The organism is Pseudonocardia lutea, assembly GCF_042658055.1.
In the GTDB taxonomy this organism is placed as follows: Bacteria; Actinomycetota; Actinomycetes; order Mycobacteriales; family Pseudonocardiaceae; genus Pseudonocardia; species Pseudonocardia lutea.
The window spans coordinates 22088-35300 of record NZ_JBHSQK010000112.1; the positions used below are offsets into that span (position 1 = coordinate 22088).

The window sequence follows — 13213 nt, forward strand, 5'->3', positions numbered from 1 at the left end:
CAGCGCGGGGCGGCGGGACAGGTGTGCTGGCACCACCACCCGGGTGCGGGCTACCGCCGCCTCCGTCCGGGAGCCGGCCTCAGCCACCTCTCGTGCCGGCGCCCGGATCGTCCGGTTGCGCGCGCCACCCGAGTGTGTGCACCCGGGCGGGGAGGCCGATAGGGTCCCGGCAAGCTACCCGCCCGTAACCCCGGAGTCGACGATGACGAACCTGGCCGCGAACCTCGTCGCGACCGCCCGCGAACACGGCGACCGCCCCGCCGTGAAGCTCGACGAGTACGTGCTCACCTACCGGCAGCTGCACGACGCGGCGGCCGCGGTCGCCGGGGACCTGACCGAACGCGGGATCGAGCCGGGCGACCGGATCGGGCTGGTGCTGCCCAACGTGCCCGCCTACCCGGTGCTGTTCTACGGCGCGCTGCTCGCCGGCGCCGTCGTGGTGCCGATGAACCCGCTGCTCAAGGCGCGCGAGGTCGAGTACTACCTGGGCGACTCCGGCATGTCCCTGGTGTACGGCTGGGACGGCTCGGGGGACGTCGTGCCCGAGGCCGCCGCGGCCGTCGGCATCCCCGGGATCGTGGTGCCCGCGACCGGCCCCACCGCGCTGTCCGGCACTCCGATCACCGAGCCGGTGGAGCGCGCCGACGACGACACCGCCGTCATCCTCTACACCTCCGGCACCACCGGGCAGCCCAAGGGCGCCGAGCTGACCCACCACAACCTCGACTCCAACGCGCGCACCACGGTCGAGACCCTCATCGAGATCACGTCCACCGACGTGATCATGGGCTGCCTGCCGCTGTTCCACGTCTTCGGCCTCACCTGCGGGCTCAACGCCGCCGTCGTCGCCGGGGCCACTCTGACCCTGATCCCGCGGTTCGACCCGTCCAAGGCGCTGCAGGTCGTCGCCCGCGACGAGGTCACCGTGTTCGAGGGCGTGCCCACGATGTACGCGGCGATGCTGCACAGCCCCGACGCCGAGGGCGCCGACATGGCCTCGCTGCGCACCTGCATCACCGGCGGCTCGGCCATGCCGGTGGAGATCCTCAAGGCCTTCGAGAAGCAGTTCGGCTGCGAGATCTTCGAGGGCTACGGGCTGTCCGAGACCGCGCCGGTCGCCTCGTTCAACCAGCCCGGCCGCCCGCGCAAGCCCGGCACCATCGGCTTCCCGGTGCGCGGCTGCGAGATGCGCGTGGTCGACGACGAGGGCAACGACGTGCCCGACGGCGAGCCCGGCGAGATCGCCATCCGCGGCGAGAACGTCATGAAGGGGTACTGGAACCGCCCGGAGGCGACCGAGGCGGCCATCCCGGACGGCTGGTTCCGCTCCGGCGACATCGCCATCCGCGACGCCGACGGCTACTACACGATCGTCGACCGCAAGAAGGACCTGATCATCCGCGGCGGCTACAACGTCTACCCGCGCGAGGTCGAGGAGACCCTCTACGAGCACCCGGCCGTGGCCGAGGCCGCCGTCGTCGGGATCAAGCACGCCGAGCTCGGCGAGGAGATCGGCGCCGCGGTCGCGCTCAAGCCCGGCGCCGAGGCCGACCCGGAGGAGCTGAAGAACTTCGTCCGCGACCGGCTCGCCGCCTACAAGTACCCGCGCGCGGTCTGGCTGGTCGACGCCCTGCCCAAGGGCCCGACGGGAAAGATCCTCCGCCGCGAGGTCGAGCCGCCGGCCGAGGTGTAGGCCGGCCGCTCACGCGAGGAGTGCGGCGACCGTGCCCTCGGGGTCGGTGACCATCGCGTCGTGCCCCGTGGGCAGGTCCCGCCACTCCCAGCCCCTGTCCTTCACCACCTGGTGCGACGAGGCGATCACCGGATAGGGCGGCCGGGAGCAGTACACGTAGGTGACCGGGAGCCCGGCACCCAGCGGGCCGTCGAGCACCAGCGGCTCGCGGTAGCAGCGCAACGGTTGCGGGGTGAGGTGCCGCTCGACCCACGCGACGTCGTCCGGGTCGGTGACGCCGAAGGCCCCGGCGGGCGGTGACGGGAGCGCGAGGCCGTCGCCGCGCCGCTCGGCGTCGAGCTCCCGCTGCACCACGACCTCCTCGGGCAGGGCGTCGAACCCGCGCCGCCCCGCCTCGACCACCAGGCCGTCGAGCAGCACGATCCGGCGGATCCGGTCCCGCGCCCGGTCGGCCGCCCCCAGCACCGCCAGCGCACCCAGGCTGTGCCCGACCAGCAGGACGTCCGTGAGCTCCTCGGCCTCCAGCACCGCGGTGACGTCGCGGATCATGGTGGTCAGCCCCACCTCGGGGGTGAGCAGGTGGGCGCGCTCGCCGACGCCGGTCAGGGTCGGGGTGAACACCTCGTGGCCCGCGTCGCGGAGCAGGCGGGCCACCTTCCGCCAGCACCAGCCGCCGTGATGGGCCCCGTGCACCAGCACGACCGTCTGCCCCATCGCGCCTCCCGCCCCCTCGCGGACCTGCGCTCCCAGCCTGCCATCCCGGGTCCTCGCCCCGGAAGCGCGCTCACCCGCCGTGGCGGTCCCTCCGAGGGGCACCGGGCCGCTCCCGCGGCAGCGCTCCCGTCACCCTCGGAACGCTCAGCGCACCTCGGCGGCCGCGCCCTCCTCCACCGCGTCGGCCACGCGGGGCGCGGGGCGGTCACCGGTGGGTTCGGGATGCCCGAGGTCCGTGAGCCAGCCCCGCAGCACACGGTGCAGGTGCTCGGCGCCGACGATCTCGCCCGGGTCGGCGAACGCGGCCGGGGCGAGCAGGAAGCCGCGGCTCTGCGGGCCGCCCATCCCGCCGTGCGAGCCGACGTGCGGCTCGAAGGGCGAGGCGTCGTCCGTCGCGGGATCGTACCGGCTGTTGATCATGATGTCGGGACAGTGCGGGAAGGTGTCGACCCGGCGGACCAGGTCGGGGGCGTGCTCGCCGTAGTCCGCCAGCGGGTCCTCGCCGATCACGGTGCCGCTCGCGAGCCGGTGCACGCCGTCGCGGCCGAGCACGACCGCGCCGTGCTCCCGGCTGTGGACCAGCACGAACCCGATCCCGGGGTGGTCGACGAGCGAGGGCAGCAGGTCCGGGAACTCGCGCTCGATCGTCTCGAGCTCGACCCGGCCCTCGTGCTCGGTGAACGACACCATCGCCACGTGCCCCGACGCGCACACCACGACCCCGGGCGCGGCCCGTGCGACCTCGCCGGGCTTCCCCGACTCGGTCCGGTGCTTCGCCGGCGAGGCCCCGGCCTTCTCCACCCGCGCGCGCAGCCGCCGGGCCACGGCCCCGCCGCCGGACGACGCCTCGGCCAGCGCCGCGCCGACCTGCCAGCCCTCCGTCGCGCGGCGGGTGGAGCGCTCGGCGGGCGTGCGCCCGAACAGCCGCCGGCGCGGCCGCGGGGGCGGGGCGCCGCACAGCCGCCCGACGTACTGCTCGATCGTCTCCCCGAACCGGTCCGCGAAGGCCTGGCCCTGGGTCTGCCCGTGGTCGGACAGGCACACGATCAGGTACGGGCGCGGGGCGAGCTGAGCGGCCCGGTGCAGGCGGCCGATCTGCTGGTCGATCGTGCGCAGCACCGCGAGGCTGTCGAAGCGCTCGATGCCGGAGTGGTGGGCGACCTCGTCGTAGCCGAGGAAGTCCGCGTAGGCCACCGCGCGGCCGGCCAGCATGTCCTCGATCAGCGCCGACACCACGACGTCGCGCGCGATCACCGTGGTCCCGGGCCGGGCGAGCGGGTAGAGACCGCCGCGGTGGGTGCGCGGCCGGACGTCCGCACGCCGCTGGGCGGAGGCCTCGGCGATCTCGCGCACCGCGTCGACCAGCGCACCGGCGAAGGTGCGGATGCCGTTGACCGGGTTGGCGAAGTAGGCCCAGTACCCGCCGCCGACGGGGTCGCGCCGGCGGGCCGAGCGCCGGCCGCCGAGCACGGTCACCGTGCTCATGGTGAGGCTGTAGTGCGGCGCGTCGCCGGTGAACAGGTTGCCGCGGCTCGCGCCGTCGACGGCGAGCAGGCCGCGGCCGTCGGAGTGCCGGCGCTCGATCTCCGCCGCGTCGGCGGGGTGCGCGCACGCCATCACGTGGTCGCGGTCCTTCTCGTACCAGCGGAAGCCGAGGATGTCGTGGTTGTCGCCGTGCAGGATCCCGGACACGCCGGCGCCGGTCTGCGAGCTCCAGTCCGTGGTCCAGTACCGCAGCGTGTGGCTCCCCCCGGCGAGCCAGCGCGCCAGCGTCGGCATCGTCCCGTCGCGGACCGCGCGGCGGGCGGTGTCGTGGCCCAGCCCGTCGATCTGCAGGAACAGCACCCCGGGCGTCTGCTGCTCCGGGGCCGCGGAGCGCCGGCTGCGGCGGACCGCCCGGCGGAAGAAGAGCTCGTCCTCGTCGATCGCCAGCAGGCTGGTGGCGACGGCGTTGACCACCGTCATCACCACGACGACCACGAACGCGGTGCGGATGTTCGTCAGCTCCACGCCGGGGATCAGCCAGAACACCGCCAGCACCGCCGCGGCGAGCAGCACGAAGCTGCCGAGGCCGAGCGTGAACAGCGCGAGCGGCAGCGCGACGCGCAGGACCAGCGGCCAGACGACGGCGGTGAGCAGGCCGAGCAGCAGCGCGCAGACCGTGGGCTGCCACCAGCCGGCCATGGCGAACCCGGTGAGCCAGACGTCGAGCAGGTGCAGCGCGGCCGTGACCAGCGCCCACACCAGCACCACCCGGGCCACCACGCGCCCGCCGCGCAGCAGCGGGCCGCGCTCGACGGGCGTCACGCGGTAGTCGCGGACGATCGGGCTCGGCGGGTTCACGGGCGCTCCTGGTCGGTCGGCGGCAGCGGGCCGCCCGGCGCCGGGCCGGCCGCGGGATCGATCATCTCCCCGGCCTCGCCGGGCACGACCGCCGGGGCACGCCGGGCCCGTCGCCGCCGCACCAGCCGGGCGACCCCGGCGGACACCGCGCCGACCACCAGGACGAGCGCGGCGGCGACGAGCGTGGCCACGAGCGGGTTGTCGAACAGCCCGCCGGAGAGGATGCCGAGCAGCGCGTACGCGACCGCCCACACCAGGCACGCGACCAGCGCGGACGGCAGCAGCCGCCGCCACGGGTAGCCGAGCGTCCCCGCGGCGACGAGCGCCGGGATCCGGCCCGCCGGCACCAACCGCCCGACGACGATCAGCTGCCAGCCGTGCCGCCGGAACCGCACCCGGGCGCGGGCGAGCTGCTCCGGCGTCTGCCCGCGGGCGACGAACCGGACCGCCGCCTCACCACCCACCCGGGCGACGCCGTAGGTCACCACGTCGCCCACGAAGGCGGCCAGCGTCGAGGCCAGCAGGACGAGGGGCAGCGACAGGTGGTCGGTCGTCATCGCCACGGCGGCGGCCGCGCCGACGACGGCACCCGTGGGCACCACCGGCACGACCGAACCGAGCAGCACGCCGCCGATCAGCACCGGATAGCCGATGGCCTGCGGGTTCGTCCAGTCCGCGGCGAGGGCGCCCGTCACGCGATCATTCTTCCCGGTGCCCGGCGTCGGCCCCGTCCGCACCCCGCACGGACGGCCCGTTCGGGCGGTAGGTCCGCCCGAACGGGCNTGCGGCCCGGAGCAGCGCCGGGCTCGGGGCCGGGGTCGGGGTCGGGGTCGGTGTCGGGGGCGGTGTCGGGGGCGCTGCCGTCGAGCGGCACGTCCTGCCCGGGCCGGGCGATCGTGATGGTCGTGGCGCTCCCCCGCCGCCGGGCCGCGGCGGCGAACCGGTGCGGCGGGTCGTGCAGCAGCGCCCGCATCCGCGCCCCGTGCCCGGCGGGCGCTCGGGTCAGCCCGGCGACCGCCAACGTCCCCCAGTGCACCGGGACGGCCAGCCGCGGCCGCAGCACGTCGACGGCCTCGGCCGCCCGTTCCGGGTCGAGGTGCCCCGGGCCCAGGTTCGGGCCCCAGCCCCACACCGGCAGCAGGGCGAGGTCCAGCGGCCCGCCGGCGGCGACGTCCGCCATGCCCGGGAACAGGTCGGTGTCCCCGGCGGCGTAGATCCGCAGCCCGTCCGCCTCCAGGACGTGCCCGAGCGCGGGCGACCGGGGTCCCCGGGTGGAGCGCGGTCCCCACCGGTGCCCGCTGTGCGCGGCCGGCACCGCGGTGATCCGCAGCCCGCCCTCGCGGAGCTCCTGCCCGACGTCGAGCTCCTCGACCCGGCGCACCCCGCGCCTGCGCACCCACCCGGCCGCCCCGCGCGGCACCACCACCCGGGTGTCCGGGCGCAGCAGCCGCAGCGAGGGCAGGTGCAGGTGGTCGCCGTGCAGGTGGGAGATCAGGACGAGATCGGCGTCCGCCCAGTCCTCGGGCCGCAGCGGCGGCACGACGCGGCGCAGCAGCGACACCCGCGGGGTCAGCACCGGGTCGGTGAGGACCACCCGCCCGCCCAGCTCCAGGCGGGTGGTCGAGTGGCCGAGGAAGCGCAGGGCCGGCTGGGGCACGCCGCCAGTATCCGGATCTCCGCCGCGTCAGGCGCCGAACCGGACCGGCTGGCCGGTGGACTCGAGCACCGCCTGCCACAGGTCGCCGTGCGGGTCGACCTGGTTGCGCTTGCTCACCGCGAGCGGCATCGGGATGTGCACGAACCGGCGCCGCACCCGGCCGACGACCATCGCCGTACGCCCGGACATGGCCGCGTGCACGGCCGCCTGCGACAGCCGGACCGTGTAGACGCTGTCGTAGGGGTTCGCCGGCACGGACCGGATCGCATAGCTGGGGTCGATGTAGCGCACGGAGGTCTCGACCCCGGCCGCGTCGAAGTGCTCCTCGATCCGGTCCCGCAGGAACCGGCCGATGTCGCCGAGCTTGCGGTTGCCCGAGGCGTCCGTGCTCCGGCCGGCCTGGGCCGCCTCCAGCAGCTCCTGGCCCGCCCCCTCGGCGACGACGACCACGGCGTGCCCGCGCTGCTCCACGCGCCGGCGCAGGTGGGCCAGCAGACCCGTGTCGCCCTCCAGGGCGAAGGGGACCTCGGGGATCAGCACCACGTCGGCGTCGCTGCGGGCGAGCGCGGCGTAGCAGGCGATGAACCCCGAATGCCGGCCCATGAGCTTGACCAGGCCGATCCCGTTGGCCGTGGACTTGGCCTCGACGGTCACCGCCCGGATCGAGTCCGACGCCCGGGAGAACGCCGTCTGGAAGCCGAAGCTCTGGTCGATGTACGGGATGTCGTTGTCGATCGTCTTCGGCACCCCGACGACCGCGATCTTGAGGTTGCGCTCGGCGATGACCCGCTCGATCCCCATCGCGCCGCGCATGGAGCCGTCGCCGCCGATCACGAACAGGATGTTGATGTGCATCCGCTCGAGGCAGTCGACGATCTCCTCGGGGTCCTGGTGGCCGCGGGAGGTGCCGAGCACGGTGCCGCCGTCGACCGCGATGTCGCGGACGAACTCGGGGGTGAGCTCGACCTCGTCGTAGCCGTAGCGGGAGATGAAGCCCTGGTAGCCGTTGCGGAAGCCGACGATCCGCCGGACCCCGTAGTGGTAGGTCAGCGTGCGGACCAGGCCGGCGATGACGTCGTTGAGCCCCGGGCAGAGCCCGCCGCAGGTCACGATGCCGACCCGGGTCTTGGACGGGTCGAAGTAGATCTTGCGCCGTGGCCCGCAGGGCTCGAGGCCCGGCAGCCGGTCGACCGGCACGCCGCGGGCGGTGACCCGGGCGACGGTGTCGTCGAGCAGGACGCGGTCGTCCTCGTCGACGTAGTGCTCGGTGGTCTGCCGCGCGTCGAGCAGGCCGAGCATCGGCGAGTCGATGCGGCTGGTCCCGAGCCGGCGGATCTCCAGGTCGGCCTGCGTGACGGCCTGCGTGCGCGAGAAGTGCACGACGTTGTCCGGCGCCTCCGGCGCGGCGGCCGGGACCGCGCCCTCGTCGGTCGTGCCGGCGCTGCCCGCGGCCTGGTCCGCCTCGTGTGCGCTGCTCACCGTGTCCCTCGGTCCTCGCATGCTGGTGCGTGCTGCTCTGCGTGGTCGTGCGTGCTCTGCTGTCCGCCGCCGGGGCGATGTCGGTGCCCCGGTCGGGCCGGCCCGCGACGATGGGGACTCCTGACCCGGAAAGTGCGTCCAGCGTGCCCGATCCGGACGCGATCCGACAGGTCCGCGCTACGGGATCGGTTCAGACCATACCGAGGACGCGGTCGACGCGGATCTCGATGACCACCCGCTCCGGGTTCGGCCGGGGCACGCGGAAGCGCGCGGCGTACCGGTGCTCGGCGTCCCGCACCGACCCGGGGTCGTCGCGGACCACGGCGACGCCCTCGAGCGTGGACCAGCGGCGGCCGTCGTGCTGCGACACCGCCACCCGGGCGCCGTCGGGCCCGGCCTCGGCGACGTTGCGGGCCTTCTGCGAGCCGCCGCGGCAGATCACCCGGGCGAGGCCCTCCTCGACGTCCACCGTGATCCCGACCGGCACGACGTGCGGCGTGCCGTCCTTGCGCAGGGTGACGAGCGTGCCGAGGTGCCGCTCGGTCCAGAAGGCGCGGAAGTCCTCGGAGACGACGTCGGGGGCGAGCCGGGTGCGCAGGGGGCGTGCGGTCACGCCCGCATCATGCCCGTACGGCCGCGTCCCGGCGCCCGCCCCACCGGACGGCACCCGCGCACGCCAGGACCACCAGCCCGATCGCGACCGCGCCGAGCGGGGTGAGCGCCTGCCCCAGCACGAGCGCCCCGGCGAACGCCGCGACGGCCGGTGAGAGGCTCATCACCACGGCGAACGTCGTCGCCGGGACGCTGCGCAGGGCCAGCAGCTCCAGCGAGTAGGGCAGCAGCGAGGACAGCAGCGCGACCGCCGCGCCCAGGCCCAGCGCGACGGGGTCCAGGAGCGCGGTCCCGGCGCCGGCGATCCCGAGCGGCAGGACCACTGCGGCGGACACGGCCAGGGCGAGGGCCAGGCCGTCGAGCCCGGCGAAGGAGCGGCCCGCGCGCCGGGCCAGCAGGATGTAACCGGCCCACAACGCGCCCGCGAGCAGCGCGAACCCCACCCCGGCGGCGTCGAGGCCGCCGGTGAACCCGGCCTCACCCAGCACCGCGACGCCCGCCAGCGCGAGCACCGCCCAGACCGCGCCGAGCAGGCCGCGACCCGTCAGCACGGAGAGCGCGAGGGGCCCGAGCACCTCCAGCGTGACGGCCGCCCCGAGCGGGATCCGCGCGAGCGCCTCGTAGAAGCAGAGGTTCATGCCGCCCAGCGCCAGCCCGTAGCCGGCGACGGTGAGCAGGTCGGCCCGGCTGCGCCCGCGCAGCCGCGGCCGGCAGACCAGCAGCAGGACGAGCGCGGAGATGCCGAGCCGGAGCGCCACCGTGCCGTTCGCTCCGAGCCGCGCGAACAGCAGCGCCGCCACGGCCGCACCGAACTGCATCGAGAACTCGCCGCCCACCACGAGCCCGACGGCGCTCGACCGCCCGGGGCCGGTCGAGCGGGTGGCGCGGCGGGCGGCGAGAGCGGTCACCCGGTCGACGCTAGGAGCCGGACCGTCCCCGCGGAAATGCCGCTCCAGCGCTGGTTATGCTTCCGGAGCATGAGCGCCGACCTGCGGCACCTGCGGGCCTTCCTCGCCATCGCGGAGGCCGGCACGATCACCCGCGCCGCGGCCCGGATGCACCTCGGCCAGCCCGCGTTGTCGCGCACCCTGCACCAACTGGAGTCCCACCTCGGGGTGCGGCTCGTCGACCGCTCGACCCACCACCTCGCGCTGACGCCCGCGGGGCTGGCCTTCCGGGAGCACGCCGGGCGGGCCGTCGAGGCCGTGGACGCGCTGCTCGACCCGGCCCGCGCCGGCGCCTGGCTGCGGGTGCCGCTGCGCCTCGGGCACGCCTGGTCGGCGCTGGGCGGGCGCACCCCGGAGCTGCTGCGTCGCTGGCGCACGGCGCATCCGGACCTGCCGCTGGAGCTGGTGCAGATCGACACCCGCACCGCCGGGCTCGCCGACGGCCGGGTCGACGCCGCCGTCCTGCGCGGGCGGGTGCGCGTCCCCGGCACCCGCACCGTGCGGTTGCCGGACGAGAGGCGGATGGCGGCGGTGTCCGAGGGCGGCGACCTGGCCGCCCGGCCGTCGCTGACCCTGGCCGACCTCGCCGGGCGGACCGTGGCCGTCAACCAGGTCACCGGCACCACCACCGCGTCGCTCTGGCCCGCGGGCTCCCGACCCGAGATCAGCCGGGTGGCCACGACGGAGGACTGGCTGGTGCGGATCGCCTCGGGCGGGGCCGTCGGGGTGACCCCGGCCGCGACCTCGCAGCTGCACCGCTACCCGGGAGTCGCCTACGTGCCGCTGACGGACGTCCCGCCGGTGCCGGTCTGGCTGGTCTGGACCGACCCGCCGACGCACCCCGCCGTGCCGCAGCTGGTCGAGCTCGTGCAGGAGGTCACCGGCGCTCCGACCGCCGATCCGTAGCGTCCTCCGTATTCCCGAACAGCCGTTCAGCGTGAGTTACTTGGCAAAGGCAAGGTTTCGCCTTGCGACGGAGTCCAGGGCCGTGGTCACCTGATCGGGCACCCTCTCGTGGACGGAGACCCACCCCTCGTGAGCGCCGACCTGGCCGAATCGCCCGCCTCCGCCGCAACCGGACAGCCCGCACGCCCCACCGTGGCCATCGTCGTGCTCGCGTCGTGCGGTCTGCTGGTGTCGCTGATCCAGACGATGGTCGTGCCGCTGCTGCCGCAGTTCCCGCGGCTCATGTCGGTCTCGCCGTCGACGGCGGCGTGGCTGGTCACCGCGACCCTGGTGGCGGGCGCGGTGTCCGCGCCGGTCCTCGGCCGGCTCGGCGACATGTACGGCAAGCGCCGGATGCTGCTGGTGTCGATCGCGCTGATCCTCGTCGGGTCCGTCATCGGGGCGACCGCGCCGAACATCGTGCTGCTGATCGTCGGCCGGGTCCTGCAGGGCGTGTCCTTCGGCGTCATCGCCCTCGGGATGAGCCTGATGCGGGACGTCCTGCCGCCCGAGCGGGTCGGCAGCGGCGTCGCGCTGATGAGCTCGTCGCTCGGGGTGGGCGGCGCCATCGGGCTGCCGATCACCGGGCTCGTCGCGCAGTGGGCCTCCTGGCGGTGGCTCTTCGCGGGCGCGGCCGTGGTCGCGGCGATCCAGCTCGGGCTGGTCGCGCGGCTGGTCACGGAGTCGCGCGTGCGCACCGGCGGCCGGTTCGACGCCGTCGGCGCCGTCGGGATCGCCGGTGCCCTGGTCTGCCTGCTGCTCGGCATCTCGAAGGGCACGGACTGGGGCTGGACCAGCCCGACCGTGCTCGCCCTGTTCGGCGTGGCCGTCGTGCTGCTCGCGGTGTGGGCGCGCTGGGAGCTGCGCCGCCGCGCCCCGCTCGTCGACCTGCGCGTCTCGGCACGGCCCGCGGTGCTGCTGACCAACGCCGCCTCGGTGCTGATCGGCTTCTCGATGTTCGCGACGTTCATGCTCGCGACCCAGATCCTGCAGGCCCCCGTCGAGACGGGCTACGGCTTCGGGCTCTCGCTGATCCTGGCCGGCGTGGTGCTGCTGCCCATCGGCGGCTCGATGGTCGTCTTCTCCTCGGCCTCGGCGATGATCTCCCGGATCCGCGGCCCCCGCATCACCCTGCTGATCGGCACCGCGCTGCTGGCGGTGGGCAACGTCGGGTTCGCGCTGCTGCCCGACTCCATGCTGCTGCTGATCGCCACCGCCACCATCGGCGCCATCGGCGCGACCCTCGCCTACTCGGCGCTGCCGCTGCTCATCATGCGGGCCGTCCCCGAGACCGAGACCGCCGCGGCGAACAGCCTCAACACGCTCATGCGTCAGCTGGGCACCTCGACCTGCACGGCGGTCGTCGCGGCCGTGAGCACCGCGCTCGTGATGGACGTCGGCGGCGAGGTCCGGCCGGCCGGCGCGGCCTACATCGTGGTCTTCCTGGCCGCGGCGGTCGCCGCGGTCCTGGCGATGGTCCTCGCCGCGGTCACGCCCGCCCCCGAGGGCGCCTCGGACCCGCGCAACGACCCCGCACTGGTCCGCCGGGCGGCCGCCTGAGGGCCTCCCTGCGCCGCGGGGCTCTGCGCCGCGGGGCTCCCTGCGCCGCGGGGCTCCCTGCGCCGCGGGGCTCCCTGCGCCGCGGGGCTCACTGCGCCGCGGGGCTCCCGATCCCGAGGTGTCGGGGCGTGGGGGTGTGCGCCCGCGCGTGGGGGTCATGGGTACGCCTGCGGGTGTGGGGCCCTCGGGGTGTGCTCGCGCGTGCGCGGGCATGCGTGCGCTCGTATGTGGGCGGACCGTGGGGGTTAGCTCGCGTGTGCGCGAGCCGTCGGGGTGCGCTCGCGTGTGGCGGCCGCCCGAGGGTTGCTGGCGGCAACCCAGCCGCGCGGCTACCCTGGCGCGCATGACCTCCGCCGCGTCCGCACCGGGGTCGCCCGCGCCGGGCTGGACCGACTTCGACAGCGGGACCTGCTCCGTCGCGCGCACGGCCGCCCTCATCGGGGACGCCTGGACCGTGCTCGTGCTGCGGGACATGTTCAACGGCGTCCGCCGGTTCGACGACCTCGCCGCGCACCTCGGCATCGCCCGCAACGTGCTGACCCGCCGGCTCGCCGGCCTCGTGGAGGCGGGCCTGGTGGAGAAGGTGCCCTACCGGGAACCGGGCCGCCGGGAGCGCCACGAGTACCGGCTCACGCCCGCCGGCAGGGACCTGCGGATCGTGATGACGGCCCTGCGGGACTGGGGCGACCGGCACCTGGCCGGTGAGGCGGGGCAGCCGATGGTGATCCGGCACGCCGACTGCGGCGCCGAGGTGCACGCCGAACTGCGCTGCGAGGCGGGGCACCTCATCGAGCCGCGGACCAAGCTGACCTCCGACCCGGGCCCCGGCGCCCGCCTCCGCTCGGTCTGACCCACCCGCTGCACCTCGGTTCCCGCGTGGTGCGTGCGTTTCGCTGGCGTGGTCGCCGGCCCCAGCGGCGCGGGCCGGCACACGCGCCCCGGCCTCTCGGACACCCGGCCGCCCGGACAGCCGCACAGCCGACACAGCCGACACAGCCGGAACAGTCGACACGGCCGGAACAGTCGACACGGCCGACACAGCGGAACAGCGGGCACCCGGGGACCCGGGACAGCCGGGACAGCCGGGACCGCCGGGACAGCCGGGGCAGTCGGCCGCACACCCGCTTCGGCGCCGTCGCACATCCAGAAGGTCGGCCGTACACCCGGTCGACGGCCTGTACGACACCTCGCCAGGTGTGGGAAGGGCCGGGCGAGCGACGGCCTTGCTGACGACGGCTGAAAGCTGACCCTCTGGCGACGGGT

At 75.3% G+C, this 13213-nt stretch carries 11 protein-coding genes; 4 read left to right on the plus strand and 7 right to left on the minus strand.

Annotated features, from left to right (window positions below; genetic code table 11):
* The first annotated feature begins 202 nt into the window (after positions 1-202).
* Positions 203-1693, plus strand: a complete 1491-nt coding sequence (locus ACFQH9_RS30650; protein ID WP_379571687.1) for a long-chain-fatty-acid--CoA ligase — start codon at positions 203-205, stop codon at positions 1691-1693.
* Between the two features lie 9 nt (positions 1694-1702).
* Here the strand turns inward: ACFQH9_RS30650 and ACFQH9_RS30655 are convergent, their stop codons facing one another.
* The 7 genes from ACFQH9_RS30655 to ACFQH9_RS30685 all read right to left on the minus strand — a co-directional run bounded on the left by ACFQH9_RS30655 (position 1703) and on the right by ACFQH9_RS30685 (position 9406).
* Entirely contained in the window at positions 1703-2407 is a 705-nt protein-coding gene (locus tag ACFQH9_RS30655; protein ID WP_379571689.1) for an alpha/beta fold hydrolase, read from the minus strand.
* Positions 2408-2551: 144 nt separating this feature from the next.
* On the minus strand, positions 2552-4750 hold the full coding sequence (locus tag ACFQH9_RS30660; protein ID WP_379571691.1) for a phage holin family protein: 2199 nt from the start codon (positions 4748-4750) through the stop codon (positions 2552-2554).
* Positions 4747-5445: a DedA family protein gene (locus ACFQH9_RS30665; protein ID WP_379571693.1), complete on the minus strand. Its 699-nt coding sequence runs from the start codon at positions 5443-5445 to the stop codon at positions 4747-4749. The genes ACFQH9_RS30660 and ACFQH9_RS30665 overlap by 4 nt, the downstream gene beginning before the upstream one ends.
* Positions 5442-6407: an MBL fold metallo-hydrolase gene (locus tag ACFQH9_RS30670; protein WP_379571695.1), complete on the minus strand. Its 966-nt coding sequence runs from the start codon at positions 6405-6407 to the stop codon at positions 5442-5444. The genes ACFQH9_RS30665 and ACFQH9_RS30670 overlap by 4 nt, the downstream gene beginning before the upstream one ends.
* A 27-nt stretch (positions 6408-6434) precedes the next feature.
* Entirely contained in the window at positions 6435-7787 is a 1353-nt protein-coding gene (locus ACFQH9_RS30675) for an ATP-dependent 6-phosphofructokinase (protein WP_379571709.1), read from the minus strand.
* 289 nt (positions 7788-8076) lie between these two features.
* Positions 8077-8499, minus strand: a complete 423-nt coding sequence (locus tag ACFQH9_RS30680) for a TIGR03618 family F420-dependent PPOX class oxidoreductase (RefSeq protein ID WP_379571697.1) — start codon at positions 8497-8499, stop codon at positions 8077-8079.
* Positions 8500-8506: 7 nt separating this feature from the next.
* Positions 8507-9406 (minus strand): EamA family transporter, encoded by a 900-nt coding sequence (locus tag ACFQH9_RS30685; protein ID WP_379571699.1) that lies wholly within the window; start codon positions 9404-9406, stop codon positions 8507-8509.
* A gap of 69 nt (positions 9407-9475) precedes the next feature.
* Between ACFQH9_RS30685 and ACFQH9_RS30690 the strand changes: the two genes are divergently transcribed.
* The 3 genes from ACFQH9_RS30690 (at position 9476) to ACFQH9_RS30700 (ending at position 12800) form a co-directional block, all read left to right on the plus strand.
* Positions 9476-10351, plus strand: coding sequence for a LysR family transcriptional regulator (locus ACFQH9_RS30690; RefSeq protein ID WP_379571701.1), 876 nt, complete (start codon positions 9476-9478; stop codon positions 10349-10351).
* A 129-nt stretch (positions 10352-10480) separates the two neighbouring features.
* Positions 10481-11950 carry an MFS transporter gene (locus tag ACFQH9_RS30695; RefSeq protein ID WP_379571703.1) on the plus strand — a complete coding sequence of 490 codons (1470 nt, stop codon included), beginning with the start codon at positions 10481-10483 and terminating at the stop codon, positions 11948-11950.
* A 343-nt stretch (positions 11951-12293) separates the two neighbouring features.
* A complete protein-coding gene (locus ACFQH9_RS30700; RefSeq protein ID WP_379571705.1) occupies positions 12294-12800 on the plus strand; it encodes a winged helix-turn-helix transcriptional regulator in 507 nt (168 codons plus the stop codon).
* The last annotated feature ends 413 nt before the right edge of the window (positions 12801-13213 follow it).

Excerpts from the sequence above, each read along its gene's own strand:
- ACFQH9_RS30700 (WP_379571705.1), top strand. The coding sequence starts at position 12,294 with ATGACCTCCGCCGCGTCCGCACCGGGGTCGCCCGCGCCGGGCTGGACC.
- ACFQH9_RS30655 (WP_379571689.1), bottom strand. The coding sequence starts at position 2,407 with ATGGGGCAGACGGTCGTGCTGGTGCACGGGGCCCATCACGGCGGCTGG.
- ACFQH9_RS30650 (WP_379571687.1), top strand. The coding sequence starts at position 203 with ATGACGAACCTGGCCGCGAACCTCGTCGCGACCGCCCGCGAACACGGC.
- ACFQH9_RS30690 (WP_379571701.1), top strand. The coding sequence starts at position 9,476 with ATGAGCGCCGACCTGCGGCACCTGCGGGCCTTCCTCGCCATCGCGGAG.